The following is a 16,926-nucleotide window of genomic DNA, read 5'->3' as shown; positions in this document are numbered from 1 at the left end:
AGCCCAAGCAGATATAGCAGCCCACATTGCATTGCTCGTCTAGTTGCTGAATGCGGTCTTTGAGCCATGCAATGTGAGCTGCTATATCTGCTTGGGCTGTTCCGCGTAAGCCTGACAAGCGGTTTTGTTCAGCAGTCAGGATGTCTACCAGTTGCCGCCTGCGGGTCACCAAGTCCTGAAGTTCTGCGTCCGCTTCGCTGGCCAATGAGCGAATCGGCGGTTTCATCGCTTCGCCAAACCAGGCTAAAATCGCGGCATCGACCGGATCGGTTTTAGCCAGTTGATTGGCAGCTTTGGCAACGTTTCGCGCTTGCCGAGCATTAATCACGACCACGGGATAGGCTAGCGTGGACAGCACCAACGCCACTGACCGCTCATAGCCGCCAGTGGATTCTAGAATCACCCGAGCGACCGCCTCAGGCGGACACAGGTGAGTCAGAAGTTCGCGAATCCCACTCGCAGTGTTGCTCACGCGAAAACTCTGCTTCTGGGGACGTAGATGTACATCTAGCCACCGCTTACACACATCAATGCCAATCCATTGTTCTTGATCCTGCATATCACTTTTGCGCCTGTCTGGGGGTAAATCAGGTGTTTACTCAGCCTTGCGTCATGCGGGTTCTACTGTCCCAACCGATGATTCGAGTTTGACCTGTTGCATCAGAGGGATGACCCTAGCTTCTCCACGATGTCTCGCATCTAAGGGGTGACGGTCTGTCTCTCTAGTTTTAAGATACAAGGGTTGGGGATGAAGGAATTCATAGCCACGTTCAGCAACACCCCCACCGCAAAGCTCAGTCGGGGTACAGTTATACTGTTTTTTGGTTTAATTGGTTTTACGCTGCATCGGACTCCTGCAGTTGATGACGATGGTAGAGGAAGTCTAGGGCATTATTGCGCAGTTCATAGTAGGTGGGATCTTCTAAAATGCGTTCGCGATCGCGGGGGCGCACGAAAGGAATGGTCATGATTTCGCCAATTCTGGCTTCCGGCCCATTGGTCATCATCACGACGCGATCGGCCAAAAAGAGCGCCTCATCAATATCGTGGGTAATCATCAGCACCGTGCAGCGATGCTCCTGCCAGATATTGAGCAGTTCCTCTTGGAGTTCTTCTTTCGTAATGGCATCTAAGGCACCAAAGGGTTCATCCAGAATCAAAATCTCAGGACGGATGGCTAGGGCGCGGGCGATCGCCACCCGCTGCTTCATCCCCCCCGAAAGCTGGGAGGGGTACTTTTGAGCAGCATCTGCCAAGCCCACCATGGCCAGATGCTCCCGGACAATCGCCATTTTTTGGGGGCGTGACTTTTGTGGCCACACCGCATCTACCGCCAGATAGATATTGTCCGCTGCTGTGAGCCAAGGCAGGAGCGCATAGTTCTGAAACACCACCATCCGATCCGGCCCCGGCTCTTTAATTAACTGACCCTTGAGGCGCACTTCGCCAGTGGTTGGGCGCACAAACCCCGACACCATATTCAGCAGGGTGGTTTTACCGCAGCCCGAGTGGCCAATGACACAGATAAACTCACCGGCCTGAATATCTAGGGTAATATCCGTCAAGACGGTAAACGGACCATTACTGGTGGGATAGACTTTACTGACCTGCTCAAGGCGCAGGAACGATTCATTAGAGACAACAGCCACAGGGGTAGTCATGGGTCGAGTTCCTTGGGTCATCATGTACAGCTCCAATCAGTCTTGAATTATGAAAAACAGAAGTTAGGCAGCTTGCCGTAGGGGCAGACTGAGGGGAATCTCGGCCATATAGACTTCGTGTTTGATGGCTAAGCTGTTGAGATAACTAATTGGGTCATCCGCATTAAAGGTCGTGCCATCGAACAGTTGAATCGGGCCAGTACGATACTTAATGTCCAGCAGTCCCAATTCCCGCGCCGCAGTGCTAAACACACTGACCCGGCACACCCGCTCCAGAACCTCAACCCAGTTGCGGGGAAAAGGGATGGTTCCCCAGCGGGCGATCTGGGTCATCATCCACAGGTGTTCAGTGCGGCTGGGGCGATTGACACCATCGCCAAAGAACAGGTGGTGCACCGAGGCACCGTGTTGATCCACCCCCAGTTCTAAATACGCGGGGTCAGTCGCGACATAGGCTTTGCGGCTCAGGAGTTGCTTAATTTCCTCACTGTTGGCCGGATCAGCGCAGTAGCGACAGGCATCCAGCAGGGCTTTAACTAGGGCGATGTGGGTATTGGGGTAGGCCATGGCCCAGTCTTCGCGCACGCCTAAGACCTTACCGGGGTGCCCTGCCCAAAGATCGACATCACTGGCAATGGTAAAACCAATCTGTTCTTTGGCGGCGCGCAAATTCCAAGGATCGCCAACACAGTAGCCATCAATACTGCCCGTCCGCAAATCTGCCACCATTTGCGCCGGTGGAATAGTTTGCAACAGTACATCCTGATCCGGATGGATCCCCCCCGCAGCCAGCCAGTAGCGCAGCAGTAGGTTATGCATCGATGCCGGGTGTACCATGCCAAAACGGTGGAGGCGATCGCGACTCTGTAGCAGATAGCGCTGAAAGTCACTGAGGGTGACAATGCCCTGCTCAGCAAGTTCTTTTTTGAGGGTAATACCATTGCCATTCCGACTGAGGGTAAGGGCACTCACCACGGGCAACGGTCGCTCCTCATGGCCACCACAAGTCAGCCACACCGGCATCCCCGCCGGCATTTGGGCAGCATCTAAATACCCCGCAACAATCCCATCCACAATACCCCGCCAACTGCTCTCGCGCACCAGCGAGACTTCCTCAAGGCCGTGGTGAGCAAAGAAGCCTTTTTCGTAGGCAACTGCAATGGGTGCACAGGCCGTCAGGGGCACAAAGCCAATTTCCAGATTAATTTTTTCTAGACCATGGCGGGCGATCGCCGGCTTACGGCGAGCCTGCAACTGCTTCACCCGCTTCTGCTGGTTAAGAAAATAGATAATTTCACTGCGCAGGCTGTAGTAGCTAGGGTGCTCCACGACTGCCATCCGTTGCCGTGGCCGCGGAATATCCACGTTCAGAATGCCCCCAATTTTCGAGCCGGGGCCATTGGTGAGCATCACAATCCGATCTGAGAGCAACACCGCCTCATCGACATCGTGGGTGACCATCACCGCCGTGACCTGCTGACTCTCGCAGATCTGCATCAATTGCTCCTGCAAGTTCCCCCGTGTCAGCGCATCCAATGCTCCAAAGGGTTCATCCAGTAACAGCAATTTCGGCTGAATCGCCAAGGCACGGGCGATCGCCACCCGCTGTTTTTGCCCCCCCGACAGCATTGTCGGCGGCTTATGGGCATGGGGACGCAACCCCACCAGATCGATATAGGACTCAACCAGTTGCCGCCGCTCCCCTGGGGTAAGATGCGCCAGCACCTCATCCACCGCCAAGGCAATGTTATCCCGCACCGAAAGCCACGGCAGCAGCGAATAGTTCTGAAACACCACCATGCGATCAGGGTCTGGCTGCCGCACCCGCTGGCCTTCGAGAGTCACCACCCCACTGGTCGGCAAATCTAGCCCTGCAATCATATTCAGCAACGTGGACTTACCACAGCCGGAATGCCCAATGAGCGAAATAAACTCCCCCTTTTTGATGGTTAGATCAATTCCCTTCAGGGCAACGTACTGGCCACCATTGCTGAGGTCAAAGACCTTTTCCACCTGATCAACCGCAACAAAAACCCCCATGGAACCCTCCTATCGACTTGTCGGTGCAATTTTTGCCTGCAGGAACCCAACAGCCCGATCCAAGATCAGACCGACCGCTCCGATATAAACCACCGCTACAATAATTTCCGTGACATAGTTTTGCTGGTAGGCATCCCAGATAAAGAAGCCAATCCCTGCCACCCCAGACATGACAATTTCTGCAGCAATAATGGCCAACCACGCCAAACCGATGGCAATCCGCAATCCCGTAAAGATATAGGGCAGTGCCGAAGGCAAAAGCACCTTCAAAAAGAACGTCTTTTTCGAGAGGCGTAGCACCCGTGACACATTCTTATAGTCTTGCGGGATTTCTCGCACCCCAACAGCGGTATTGATCAAAATTGGCCAAATTGCCGTAATAAAAATCACAAAGATGGCTGCTGGTTCATTTTGCCGCAGCGCCGCGAGGGAAATAGGCACCCACGCCAAGGGAGCCACCATCCGCAGAAACTGGAAAATTGGATCAAGGGCTTTGTTGAGTACCTTACTAGTACCCACCAAAATGCCAAGGCTAATGCCAGCCACTGCCGCCAAGCCATAGCCCTGAGCCACGCGGGTTAGGCTAATCAAGGTTTGCCGTGCCAACCCCTGATCCAGCGGGCTGTTGTAGTAAAACGGATGCAGAATAAGGTAGCGGCTCCGCTCATCCGCAAACACCTGTATAGGCCCCGGAAGAGCCAAGATTTTTGTGAGTGCGAGCACTTGCCACACAACTAAAAAGCCAATAACACCAAAGATCGGTAGATAAAAATCTGCTCCCCATTGACGCAAAAATTTAACGAAGGGATGGGTTGTGCCATTGCGACGCACCGATGCAACTGCCATAGATTGCTCCTGTTAGTAACACATCAATCCTCAGGACTTGACTTTAATCTTGAGGCTGTCAAGGTAAGCTTGGGGATTTGCTGGGTCAAAGGTGACCCCATCGAAAAAGGTTTCCACGCCACGAGAGTCGCTGGTGGGAATGTCTGCTGCAGCAACGCCGAGTTCTTTAGCCGCTTCCCGCCACAGATCGGAGCGGTTCACCCGATCAATCATTTGCTTCATGTTGTCGAAATCCTTCAGCTTATCCGCATTGAAGCCCCAGCGCAGGTTTTCGGTTAAAAACCACAGATCATGACTCTTGTAAGGGAAAGAGATACTGTTACCGTTCGGATCCCGCCAGTAAAGGGGGCCAATGTTAAAGTCGTTAAATTTGGGTTGGCCATCCCCCATCGTGTAGGTTCCCTCGTAAGGTGGCGTGAGAATGTTACCGGGAATGTTGAAGTACTCACGGCGACCACAAATTTCAATTAATTCCGGACGGTTAGCTTTATCGTCACACCACTGCTGCGCCTCCATGACCGCTTTGAGGAGGGCTTTGGTGGCTTTGGGGTTTTGGTCAACCCAATCCGCTCGCACCGCTAGGTATTCCTCCGGATGGTAGGGCCACATTTGAGCTGTCAGGGTGGCCATAAAGCCAATATCGTCGCTGACAATGCGAAACGGCCAAGGGTCACCCGTACTAAAGGCATCCATGGTGCCATTGCGCATCCCCGCCACCGTTTCGGCAGGGGGCACCGCTAGCAGTTCAATGTCCCGATCCGGATCGATGCCATTGGCGGCAAACCAGTAACGGATCCATAGATCTTGGTTGGCTTGGGGGAAGGTGTAGGCAGCTTTGAATTTGCGACCATTGTTGGCGGCAAACCCTTTGATGTACTCCGGATCTGCCATTTTCAGGTGAACCCCCTTGCCTTTATGAGCACCGGAGATAGCAACGCCATTGCCTTGGGTGTTCAACTGCGCTAAGACGTACATCGGCATTTTCTGGTTGTTGAGGGTGATAATGCCTTCGCTAATGAGGTAGGGCATGGGCATCTGCCATTGGCCACCATCAATACCACCCCCGGCAGCGCCAATCACCACGTTATCCCGCGCACTGGCCCAGTTAGCCTGTTTGGAGAGTTCGGCATTGACCAACCCATGCTTGGCAAAAAAGCCCTTTTCCTTGGCAATAATGAGCGGGGCAGATTCAACAATGGGGATAAAGCCTAGCTTAATGGTATCGGTTTCAATATCAGCAGTGCTGCCCCCTGCTTGCTGGGAGGGGGATTCTGCTGGTGCACACCCCTTGAGGGCGATCGCCCCTACAGCAGTAGCCGTGGCAGTCATTAAAAAGCGACGACGTGACAATTGAGACATAGTCCAACCTATATCAAGAACCGTAAGATTAAATTGACAAAAAACGGTTTCCCCAGAGAGCACTGGGAAAAGTACAGTCGTTTGCGATGCACACACCCGGAAAACCGGATTGAAATCAATCTATCACTGTAGATGTAAAAAAAGATATATCTCTATTGGATAAGCTCGGCTAATTTTTTTTATTCCATAAATAAGTTGAACCAATTTTAGCCATTGCAGTTGACGGAAGACTCCCTAGCCTGATCTCCTGCGCTGCTGTTGGCTGGGGAAACGGTGACAGGTTCCCCGATTGGAATTCTGCTGAACTCGATACCGATGTCCCCATTAGCTGGTAACGTGGTATGGAAGCCATCCAATGGCGAAGCAGTATTGATTTCAGCACGGTTAGCATGAGAGTCCTCGTAATTGGCGGTGATGGTTATTGTGGCTGGGCAACGGCGCTTTACCTTTCAAATCGCGGGCATGACGTGGCTATTTTAGATAGTCTGATTCGGCGGCATTGGGATGCAGAACTGTGCGTAGAAACCTTGACTCCTATTGCCCCCATTCAGCATCGCCTACAGCGCTGGCAGGATTTAACCGGCAAGAAAATTGATCTTTACGTGGGCGATATCTGTAACTACACATTTCTTGAGCGGGCAATGCAGGCATTCCAGCCTGATGCAGTGGTTCACTTTGGTGAGCAACGGTCTGCCCCCTATTCCATGATTGATCGCGAACACGCGGTGTTAACGCAAGTCAATAATGTGGTGGGCACCCTCAACCTGCTCTATGCCATCCAAACCCATAACCCTGAATGCCACTTAGTTAAACTGGGCACGATGGGCGAGTATGGCACCCCCAACATCGATATTGAAGAAGGTTACATTACCATTGAGCACAATGGCCGCAAGGATACCCTGCCCTATCCCAAGCAGCCCGGCAGCTTCTACCACCTCAGTAAGGTGCACGATAGCCACAATATCCATTTTGCCTGTCGCATTTGGGGCTTGCGAGCCACTGACTTGAACCAAGGGGTGGTCTATGGTGTGCTCACCGAAGAAACAGGGATGGATGAGTTACTGATTAACCGTCTTGACTACGATGGCATTTTTGGCACCGCCTTAAACCGCTTCTGTATTCAAGCGGCCATTGGGCATCCCTTGACGGTCTATGGGAAAGGCGGGCAAACCCGCGGCTTCCTCGATATTCGCGACACCGTGCGCTGTATTGAGTTGGCTGTGAATCAACCGGCAGCCCAAGGCGAGTTCCGAGTACTCAACCAGTTTACAGAGCAGTTTAGTATCGGTGATCTGGCTCATAAAGTACAGGAAGCAGGGAAAGCCCTAGGCCTGAAGGTGGAGATTAACCACCTTGAGAACCCCCGTGTTGAAAAAGAAGAGCACTACTTCAACGCCAAGAATACTAAGTTGCTGGATTTGGGGCTGCAACCCCACTACCTCTCCGATTCGCTGCTAGACTCCCTCTTAAATATTGCGATTAAGTACAAAGAGCGAGTGGATGCGAACCACATCCTGCCTAAAGTAAAGTGGCGCCCCTAGTTGCTAGACCTTACAGCACGGTTTTGATCCGCTGTTAAAACCGAAAGATGGCCTGCTAGAATTGCTTATTATTTTCGTCTTTGCACGATATTTTAGTGATTCTTCGAGGCTCTCCATGGCTCAGTTGGCGATCGCTCCAGTGCTATTTCACTTGGCGTTTCCCGTTAGTAATATTCCCGAAACTAAAGCATTTTATGTGGAGGGGCTGGGGTGCGAGCCTGGGCGCGAAAACCCCCATTGTCTGATCATGAAGCTCTATGGCCATCAGTTGGTGGCTCACGTTACCTCGGAGCCGTTAACACCGCCCAGTAGCATCTATCCCCGACATTTTGGCCTCATCTTTTTGGCAGAGGCCGATTGGCAGAACCTGCGCGATCGCGTTGTCGCCAAGGAGTTAGGGTTTTATCAGCCACCGCGCACCCGGTTTGTGAACACACCGCTTGAGCATAAAACCTTCTTTTTGGCCGACCCATTTCATAATTTAATTGAGATCAAATTTTATCGCCACGCAGAGGCTATTTTTGGCAACCGCGATCAGCACGCCGTGGGAGACACACCTTTAATATCCACACCCTAGGGGTGGCGCTGTGGCTCATTTGATCCTTTACAGTAAACCCGGCTGTCACCTTTGTGAAGGACTGCAAGAAAAGCTGGAATCCCTAACAGCAAAAGGGTTTTCCTTAGAAGTTCGGGACATTACTCAGCAACCGGAGTGGCAGCAAGCGTACGAATACGATGTTCCCGTATTGTACTTGGTGGTTGAGGGTCAAACCCTCGGCGTGCCGCGATTTTCCCCCCGACTCAGCGCCGCGGAAATTGAGCGCCGCCTACAACGACTTGCGTTAGAGCGGAGTCATTAAGGGCATAATCGGCATAGCGATGCCAAATCCTTTGAGGACTGAACAAATGGACTTAGGAGCCATGCTATTTCGTGGTCGCGAACTGAACGTGACCCAGCAGTTTGCCGTGATTGGTCTAGGGCGCTTTGGCCGTGGCGTTTGTGGTACTCTACACGACTCCGGTTATGAAGTCTTGGGTACCGATAATCAGGAGCGTTTAGTCAACCAAGTCTTGCAAGATCGCCTTGTTAACCATGCGATCCAGTTAGATTCTACGGATCCACAATCTCTGAAAGAAGCTGGGTTATTTGAGTTTGAAACCGTCATTGTTGCCATTGGCAACCACCTCGATGCCAGTATTATTACCACCCTGAATCTCAAAGAGGCTGGCGTGCCCAAGGTCATTGCGAAGGCCTCTTCAGAGGTTCATAAAAAACTCCTAGAACGGGTGGGGGCAGATTTGGTGGTGTTTCCTGAGTATGAAGCAGGGTGTGAATTAGCGCGATCGCTGACACGTCCGGCGATTCTTGACTCCTTAGCCCTAGATCCTGAAAAAAGCATTATTGAGGTCAAAGTACCAGATGCCTTCCATAACAAAACGATTATGGAAGTAGGACTCCGCAGCCGCTATGGTCTGAACCTCATTGCCCTGCGCTGCGATCAAAAATTTGAAATTATTCCTGACCCTAACCAAAAACTCAAGCGAGGGGACATCATGGTTGTCATTGGTGCTAACACTGACATTGATCGCTTTTTGAGTAGTCACCACGTTACTTGACAGCGCTAGTGCCTCAGTCTCCCTTTTATCGTTGGTCGCCGCCAGCGCGGGTTGTAGCTCTTCTCTCGCTCATGTTTGGCATTAGTAGCTTGCAAACCCCTAATAGCTTAGGCGTTGCCTCGGTTGTGGTTGTGCTGTGCTGTGTTGCTAGTCAAGTGTCGTGGCGGCAGTTTGCTCACCGCTTGCGTCACTCCCGTTTTTTCTTGATCGGACTTTGGGTATTTCTGCCCTTGGGTGGCGATGGCTCCCCCCCCCTAGGGTGGATTTCCACCACAGGGCTACAGGTGGCCTGTCTTCTCTCGTGGCGGTTCATCCTCTGCCTAGCGCTAGCAGTGACCCTCCTCGAGACGCTCACCTTTAGCCAATGGTTGGCCGTCTGTCGCTGGTGCTACTTACCATCGCTGCTTACCGATACCTTGGCGTTGACCTATCGTTATCTGTTTGAGTTAGAGTTTTTGCTTTCACAGATGCAGCAGGCTCTTTTTTTGCGTGGTTTTCGCCTACATTGGCAACGACTGGGGGCGTGGGCACAACTGATTGGCGCCTTTCTCATTCGTACTGAAGAACGGGCGCAGCACATTTATCTGGCCATGCGTTTGCGGGGCTACGGCCTACGGGGGCAGATGCGTCCCACCTTTGCAGATGCTGCCCCTTGGAGTTGGGGATTGACGGGTATCGTGCTCCTTGGGGTGGGGGTACTCATTGGATGGGATAGTGGCTGGCTAGAGCGGCAGTTACGGKGATTCTTACTGACTAGCGGCCTGAAGGCGCTAAGGCTGCGCAGCTTCCATACTAGTGGCTGCCATTCCTTTGGTGGCGGCAAGTTTAGCAACTTCTTGATCGGTGAGCATAGTGTAGTCTCCACAGCAACAAAAAACGTTTCTCTCACCCCTAGGAGCAGTCGCTTTGTGTTCGAGGGGTAACACTTGGTTTTATTGCACAACTATTCCTTTAGTGACCGGAGGCCTAGACGCTTGGGCTTTAGCGTTATTGGAAGGCTGCTACTCGCTACGACTATTATAATCGAGAGTATCTTAAGAGTTGTGTTGTGGGAGGGTGTTAGCCAGTACCTTGAGGGCACAGAGGATGGCTGCACTGCGTCAATCCATGGCAGCGCATTCATATAGATAGTGCTAAGGGTTCCCATCGATTTAGTGGCCACATAAAGGGTGTGAAGAGGGACGGCCTATGGTTGGGTTACGCTACGGGTTGTTAAGTATGGCGGTGCTGGCTAGCCTGTGGGTGGCACCCGTCAAGGCACAGGAGCAACGTCCGCTTGAATCCATTGATTTGGTTGATCTCGTTGATTTCGTCGATGCAGTGGACTATGGGCTGACTGTGGTGGCGGGCGATCGCCTTGCCCAAGCGATGCCATCGTTGCCCCAGTCCCAAGGCTCGGCCATTGATTTATTGCCTTCAGCGCCAGCCCCTGCACCACCGGCCCCCGTTGTGGAGGAATCCCCTGCCCCCTTACCCTCTATGGCAGATATTAAGGGCGATCGCCCCACGACAGAGGACACTGAGGTGGCGGTTCCCATCGATCCTGCCATACCGGAGCGAAGTGCTGAGCAAGCGGCTCGTGAAACACGCTTAGCCATCTTGATGGAGGGCGATCGCCACTTCCAAGCGGGCGACCTTACCCTTGCCAGAACCTATTACCAAAAAGCAAAAGTAGAGACCAATTTACCACCACCGCGCTTCACGCCGCCAGCCATCCTTGAAATTAGCCAACTGCCCCCCGCCGCCCAAATTTATTGGCGCGAAGTCCAAGGGGGATCGCAACTGTACAGTGCCCAGTCTGTACCGTTGCGGCTTCTCGTTGAGCAGTTTCCTGAATTTATTCCCGCACACGTTAAACTCGCTGAATTTTTATTCCAGCAAGGGTCTTGGCAGGAAGCTCACGCTCAGCTTGAGCAAGCCACCAGCCTCTATCCCGACCAACCAGAGCTGCAGCGCGCCCTTGTTGCGTCTTACGATCGCCAAAAACAATGGCTAGAAGCGGCACTGACCGCCCGCCGTTTTGCCATTCTGAACCCCGACCATCCCGCTGCGCCTGAATTTGAGCACCTAGCCGCCGAGCGAATGCAGCGATTTCGCCGTCAAGTTCAAGGCCAGCTGCGCGAAAGTATGATTGTTGGTGCCCTGACGGGCTTAGTGGGGGTGGCTATTACCGGTAACCCCCTCCTCTCCCTTGACTCCATTCAAATGATGGCCTTAATGATGCAGGGGGAAGCGGCCATTGGTGCCTCTGCCGCCCGGCAAATTAGCCGTCAAGTGAAGCTTTTAGACGATCCCGATGTCCAAGCCTACGTCAATGAGGTGGGGCAGAAACTGGCCAATGTGGCTGGACGGAATGAGTTTGAGTACGAGTTTTTCATTATCAACGACGATAGTCTGAATGCCTTTGCCTTACCCGGGGGCAAAATTTTCATTCACTCAGGCGCCATCCTCAAAGCCAACACCGAAGCAGAGCTAGCGGGGCTGCTGGCTCACGAACTTGCCCACGCTGTCTTGTCCCATGGGTTTCGATTGGTGACCCAAGGCACGGCTACAGCCAACTTAACTCGCCTGCTGCCTGTGGGGGGCTACATTACAGGGCTGCTGGTCACAAGCTACAGCCGTGACATGGAGCGGGAGGCGGATATTTTAGGAACCCGCATCCTTGCCCGGGCTGGCTATGCTGCCGATGGCTTACTAAACTTGATGCACACCCTCCAAAAAGAGTACCGCAACCAAGAACCGTCCTTGCCATGGTTTTCCACCCACCCACCCACCGCCGAGCGGATTCGCTATATTCGTGGTCTGATGCGGGAGCAGAACTACACCCCCTTTGCCTTTGAAGGGGTTGAACGCCATCAACAGATTCAAGCCCACCTGCGCAGCATTTTGCAGCCTGCGAACCCGAAAACGCCCCAACAGCAGACTGCGGCAGAGCCAACCCTCACACCGACCTCATCGCGGTAAACTGGTAAGAGTATTCACCAAAATATTTTTTCATCGATAAGATAGCAACATCACAAAGCGCTAAATTATTCCGACGTTTTTTATCTGCCCCTATGGATGCCTCGGCCAATCGTCCCGATACCTACGTTCCGCATCTGCAATCCCCAACACGCTCCTCAGGAGAGTCGCAACGGGGTTTCATGCGGCCAACGGAACTGATTCTTGCTGCCCCGACACCACGGTTGCTGTTTCACTCTATCTATATACAGCGATCCATTGTGCTGGATCAGTTACCCAGGTGGCGCATTGGCCGCAGTAAAGACTGTGATATTGTCATGCCCGATCGCTGGTGCTCTCGTGCTCATATTGCCATTGAACGCCAACCGGATCATCGCTACCGGCTGATGGATCTCAAGAGTATGAACGGCACATTTATTGGCAATAGCCGCATTCAGGGAACTCATATCCTCCACCACGGCGATCGCATTGCGATTGGAGAGTCTGAACTCGAATACATCGATCTGCGGGATGCCCCCAGCCCTCACCCCTATACCGATCACTCCCATGAAAGCTATGGCCAAGCCACCGTGTTGATGACCCATTCCTCGCGCACCCAAGGGGAAATGTGGCGGGAACTCCTCAACTCTCAGGGGATTTCCACAATTTGGGCGACCTCCCACTTTGAGCTGGAGAAAATTATTGCCCACGTTGAGTCCCTCAATTGCAAAATCAGTCTGCTGTTGTTAGACTTGGGGATGCCGAAAACAAATCCCTATGACTTTTGTCGCCAGTACCGTCAGTCGTACCCAGAGATGCAGGTGATTTTACTTAGTGGGATGCGCACCCGGGTACACGAATCAGAGTGCAAGTGGGCGGTGAATCAAGGGGCAATGGCGCTGTTTGCGGGGTTGCCCCGGGAAAATATGTTTGCTGATCTGACCAGTATCACAGAACGGTTGCAAATCATTTCAAAGACGATTAATTGGCCGTACCTGAATGCCGAAGCGCTGACGAGCACGCTGTTGAAATTACAGGATAGTATCGATGCAGAAATATCGGGCTTGGTGCTCTAAGGCTGCACGGGGAGATTGGCGGTGTTACATTCAGTAGCAGTGGTGTTTTTAGCAATAACGAACATTGGTTCCTACAGGTTTAGCGATTAGTGCCCTAGAAAAGTCGTTGGTGCGTTTGGAGTGGCCGTGTCTGTGCCAGCAGTTGGCCACGTTTGCCGCCACAAAGCGTGGAATGCGTCAGCTTCAGTCCGGTGATATTTTGGCGGGGACGCGAGCCGCCAGTGAGGTGCTCTTGGCGCAAACGAGGGAGATCATTGCGCTAGAGACAACGTACCAAGGGCGGTTAGATTTTAGTTTGGTGACGGATATTGAGCCCTACCTAGAGCGGCTGCAACATCGCGGCTGTTTACTGGGCAACGAGTTGTTGGCGATCGCCCACGTGTTAACCACGGCTCGCCAGCAGCGACGGCACATCGATGCCCACCCCCTCCTTGTGGAATTGAATCGCCTTGTCAGTGGCTTGCGCACCTATCCAGAGGTCAGCCAGGAAATTCACCGCTGTATTACCGATCAAGGAGAGGTGAGCGATCGCGCCAGTCCTGAGCTTGCCGCCATTCGCCAACAGCAACGTCAGGCTCGTGCCACGTTGCATAGGGCTTTGCAACAGATTGTGCAACGGCGCGCCACCGCTTTGCAAGACGCCGTAATTACCCAGCGTCGCGATCGCCATGTCCTCGCCGTTAAGGCCACCCACAAAGATCACGTTCCCGGCATTATCCATGACCTATCGGCCAGTGGTGCCACCCTCTACATTGAGCCGCAGGAAACCATTGAGCTACAAAACCGCTTACAACAGTTAGGGCATCAAGAAGCAGAAGCAGAGCGAGCGGTCTGTCAAGCCCTCTCGGATCAGTTGGCAACGATGACGGATGACCTGTGGTACATCCTTGACGTGCTGACGGCGCTGGACATGGCCATGGCGCGTGCCCACTATAGCCTGTGGCTTGAGGGCAGTTGCCCCGAATTTTGCGATACGGCCTCCCTGCGGCTACAGCAGCTACGGCACCCACTGTTGGTGTGGCAGCACTACCACGAACAGGGGCAAGCGGTTGTGCCTATTGATGTGGACATTCCCGCCAGCATTGCCGTAGTCACCCTGACCGGTCCCAATACTGGCGGCAAAACCGCCACCCTGAAAACGGTGGGACTCGCGGCCTTAATGGCTAAAGCGGGCTTGTATATTCCGGCTGCCGCCACCCCCCAATTGCCGTGGTTTAGTGGCGTGTGGGCAGATATTGGCGATGAGCAATCCTTGGCTCAGAATCTTTCGACCTTTTCCAGTCACATCTGCAACATTCGCGATATTTTAACGGAGTTGGATGTAGCAGGGGGAGCTACCCTCGTCTTGTTAGATGAGGTGGGGGCAGGCACAGATCCAAGCGAAGGAACAGCCTTGGCGATCGCCCTGCTGCGGTACTTGGCGGATCATGCCACCCTCACCCTAGCAACCACCCACTATGGCGAGCTCAAAGCCCTGAAGTACCAAGATTCCCGATTTGAAAACGCCTCTGTGGAGTTTGACGAACAGACCCTTGCTCCAACTTATCGCCTGCTGTGGGGGATTCCCGGCCAGTCGAATGCGCTGGCGATCGCCCATCGTTTGGGGTTGCACGAGAGCGTCATTGAAGGAGCCAAAAAACTCCTAGCAGGAGATACAGGTTCAGTCAATCAAATGATTGCTGGGCTGGTGGATCAACGGCAAGAACAAGCAGCAAAAATCAGCGCCGTCACGCAGTTACTACAGGAGACCGAGCACCTGCATCAGGAGGTCGAGCGTAAAGCGAAAGAACTGCGGCAGCGGGAACAGCAATTGCGACAGCACCAAGAAGAACAAGTGCGCAGCAGTATTGTCGCCGCCCAAAAGGAAATTGCAAAGGTGATTGCCCAACTGCAACAGGCCGCCAGTCCCGAACAGATCAAGAGCGCCCAAACTGCCCTTGACCACATTGCCCAGACCTATCTACCACCCCCTGCCCCCAGTGGATTTATCCCCCAACCGGGCGATCGCGTTCGCTTACCCCAGTGGCAACAGGTCGGCGAAGTCCTGAGTGTTAGCCAGCAGGGCGATATTGTCGTGCAACTTGGGCAGCTCAAACTGGCGGTGCCCCCCCACGCCGTTGAATCCCTCAGCGGTGAACCCGTCCAGCCCCCCGTCAAAACCAAATCCGTGAGCATCAGCCCCCCTACCCAAAGTGCCCCAGCCATCCGCACTGAGTCCCGTACTCTAGACTTGCGGGGCAAACGCCTGCGGGATGCAGAACCCCTCCTAGAGGAATTTTTGAACCGTCAACAGGGAACAGTATGGATTATTCACGGTCACGGCAGTGGTGCACTACGGCAGTTTGTCCATGAGTTTTTGTCCCACCATCCCAGTGTTCAGAGCTATGAACTCGCCGCTCCCGAAGAGGGGGGGCGGGGCGTAACGGTGGTGCAGCTATAGGAGAGCAAATAGACCATGCAACAACGCATTTGTGAAATTGTCCGCCACGGCGAAGCTGGCACTCAGGTCACCGTCAAAGGCTGGATTCGCACCAAACGAGAACTGAAGGAATGCACCTTTGTTAACGTCAACGATGGCTCGTTGCTAGCGGGCTTGCAGGTAGTGATTCCCCACACGCTTGAGGGGTACCCCGACCTGATCAAGCACTTAACCACAGGAGCCGCTGCTGAATTTAGCGGTGAGCTTGTCCCTTCCCCCGGCAAAAACCAACGGATCGAACTCCACGCCAGTTATATCCATGTATGGGGCACAGCGGATCCCGACACCTACCCCCTGCAAAAGAAACGCCATAGCTTTGAGTTTTTGCGCACCATTAGTCACTTGCGCCCCCGTACCAACACCATCGGTGCCGTGATGCGCATCCGCAATGCCTGTGCTACCGCCATTCATCAATTTTTTCAAGAACGGGGCTTTCTCTGGGTGCACACCCCCATTATTACCGCCAGCGACTGCGAAGGAGCCGGAGAACTCTTTACCGTCACGAGCCTGAATCTAGCAGCGCCACCCAGAACACCTACGGGAGCAGTGGACTTTAACCAAGACTTCTTTGGTCGCCATGCCTACCTCACCGTAAGTGGCCAACTAGAGGCAGAAATCATGGCCACTGCCTTTAGTCAGGTCTATACCTTTGGACCAACCTTTCGGGCTGAAAATTCTAATACCTCGCGCCACCTAGCCGAATTTTGGATGGTGGAGCCAGAGATGGCCTTCTGTGATCTGCAAGGGGATATGGATCTGGCTGAAGCCTTCTTGCAATATGTGTTTCGCTACGTCCTTGAGCACTGTCCCGACGATCTGGCCTTCTTTCAGGAGCGGGTGGACAACACCGTCATGGCCACAGCACAGCAGATGGCGAGCCAAGCCTTTGCCCGCTTGAGTTATACCGAAGCTATTCACCTGTTAGAAAGCAGTGGTCGTCCCTTTGAGTTTCCAGTGGCGTGGGGTCTAGATCTGCAATCAGAGCACGAGCGCTACCTTGCCGAAGAGTACTGCCGCCGTCCGGTCATTGTCTATGACTACCCTGCTAGCATCAAAGCCTTTTATATGCGCTCGAACGACGATGGTAAGACTGTCGCGGCCATGGATGTGCTTGCCCCCAAAATTGGCGAAATTATTGGTGGTTCCCAGCGGGAGGAACGCTACGATGTGTTGCACAGCCGGATTACCGAGCAGGGGCTAGATCCAGCGCCCTACTGGTGGTACTTGGACTTGCGCCGCTTTGGCAGCGTCCCCCATGCCGGATTTGGGTTAGGTTTTGAGCGCCTAGTGCAATTTATGACAGGGATGGATAACATCCGCGATGTCATTCCCTTTCCCCGCACCCCTGGCAATGCTGAGTTTTGAGG

The 16,926-nt window shown here is 53.3% G+C and carries 14 protein-coding genes; 9 read left to right on the top strand and 5 right to left on the bottom strand.

Annotated features, from left to right (window positions below; translation table 11 throughout):
* From L5220_RS06710 to L5220_RS06690, 5 genes are all read right to left on the bottom strand, one after another.
* A partial coding sequence (locus L5220_RS06710) for an IS110 family transposase (RefSeq protein WP_499572497.1) occupies positions 1 to 559 on the bottom strand: 559 nt, incomplete at its 3' end.
* A gap of 277 nt (positions 560 to 836) precedes the next feature.
* Positions 837 to 1,682 carry a nitrate ABC transporter ATP-binding protein gene (locus tag L5220_RS06705; RefSeq protein WP_499572508.1) on the bottom strand — a complete coding sequence of 282 codons (846 nt, stop codon included), beginning with the start codon at positions 1,680 to 1,682 and terminating at the stop codon, positions 837 to 839.
* Positions 1,683 to 1,724: 42 nt separating this feature from the next.
* Positions 1,725 to 3,701 (bottom strand): ABC transporter ATP-binding/substrate-binding protein, encoded by a 1,977-nt coding sequence (locus tag L5220_RS06700; protein ID WP_499572496.1) that lies wholly within the window; start codon positions 3,699 to 3,701, stop codon positions 1,725 to 1,727.
* A gap of 9 nt (positions 3,702 to 3,710) precedes the next feature.
* Positions 3,711 to 4,547 carry a nitrate ABC transporter permease gene (gene ntrB / locus L5220_RS06695; RefSeq protein ID WP_448524703.1) on the bottom strand — a complete coding sequence of 279 codons (837 nt, stop codon included), beginning with the start codon at positions 4,545 to 4,547 and terminating at the stop codon, positions 3,711 to 3,713.
* 30 nt (positions 4,548 to 4,577) lie between these two features.
* Entirely contained in the window at positions 4,578 to 5,906 is a 1,329-nt protein-coding gene (locus L5220_RS06690; RefSeq protein WP_499572493.1) for a CmpA/NrtA family ABC transporter substrate-binding protein, read from the bottom strand.
* A 389-nt stretch (positions 5,907 to 6,295) separates the two neighbouring features.
* On the opposite strand from L5220_RS06690, the gene L5220_RS06685 reads away from it, so the two are divergent.
* The 9 genes from L5220_RS06685 (at position 6,296) to asnS (ending at position 16,924) form a co-directional block, all read left to right on the top strand.
* Entirely contained in the window at positions 6,296 to 7,447 is a 1,152-nt protein-coding gene (locus tag L5220_RS06685) for an NAD-dependent epimerase/dehydratase family protein (protein ID WP_099799911.1), read from the top strand.
* A 115-nt stretch (positions 7,448 to 7,562) separates the two neighbouring features.
* Entirely contained in the window at positions 7,563 to 8,024 is a 462-nt protein-coding gene (locus L5220_RS06680) for a VOC family protein (protein ID WP_099799213.1), read from the top strand.
* Positions 8,025 to 8,034: 10 nt separating this feature from the next.
* Complete coding sequence (locus L5220_RS06675; protein WP_448526685.1) at positions 8,035 to 8,307, top strand: glutaredoxin family protein; 273 nt, start codon at positions 8,035 to 8,037, stop codon at positions 8,305 to 8,307.
* A gap of 61 nt (positions 8,308 to 8,368) precedes the next feature.
* Positions 8,369 to 9,064, top strand: a complete 696-nt coding sequence (locus tag L5220_RS06670) for a potassium channel family protein (RefSeq protein ID WP_227517346.1) — start codon at positions 8,369 to 8,371, stop codon at positions 9,062 to 9,064.
* 8 nt (positions 9,065 to 9,072) lie between these two features.
* Positions 9,073 to 9,987, top strand: a complete 915-nt coding sequence (locus L5220_RS06665; RefSeq protein WP_499572487.1) for an energy-coupling factor transporter transmembrane component T family protein — start codon at positions 9,073 to 9,075, stop codon at positions 9,985 to 9,987.
* A gap of 265 nt (positions 9,988 to 10,252) precedes the next feature.
* Positions 10,253 to 12,028, top strand: a complete 1,776-nt coding sequence (locus L5220_RS06660) for a M48 family metallopeptidase (RefSeq protein ID WP_499572485.1) — start codon at positions 10,253 to 10,255, stop codon at positions 12,026 to 12,028.
* Between the two features lie 92 nt (positions 12,029 to 12,120).
* Positions 12,121 to 13,080: an FHA domain-containing protein gene (locus L5220_RS06655; protein ID WP_099799209.1), complete on the top strand. Its 960-nt coding sequence runs from the start codon at positions 12,121 to 12,123 to the stop codon at positions 13,078 to 13,080.
* Positions 13,081 to 13,144: 64 nt separating this feature from the next.
* The gene (locus tag L5220_RS06650) at positions 13,145 to 15,520 is read left to right on the top strand and encodes an endonuclease MutS2 (protein WP_499572483.1); all 2,376 of its coding nucleotides are present in this window, start codon (positions 13,145 to 13,147) and stop codon (positions 15,518 to 15,520) included.
* Between the two features lie 15 nt (positions 15,521 to 15,535).
* Entirely contained in the window at positions 15,536 to 16,924 is a 1,389-nt protein-coding gene (gene asnS, locus L5220_RS06645) for an asparagine--tRNA ligase (RefSeq protein ID WP_499572481.1), read from the top strand.
* Positions 16,925 to 16,926 lie beyond the last annotated feature (2 nt).

The organism is Synechococcus sp. PCC 6716, assembly GCF_022570815.1.
GTDB lineage: Bacteria > Cyanobacteriota > Cyanobacteriia > Thermosynechococcales > Thermosynechococcaceae > Thermosynechococcus > Thermosynechococcus lividus.
This window is presented reverse-complemented; position numbering and strand designations above follow the sequence as displayed.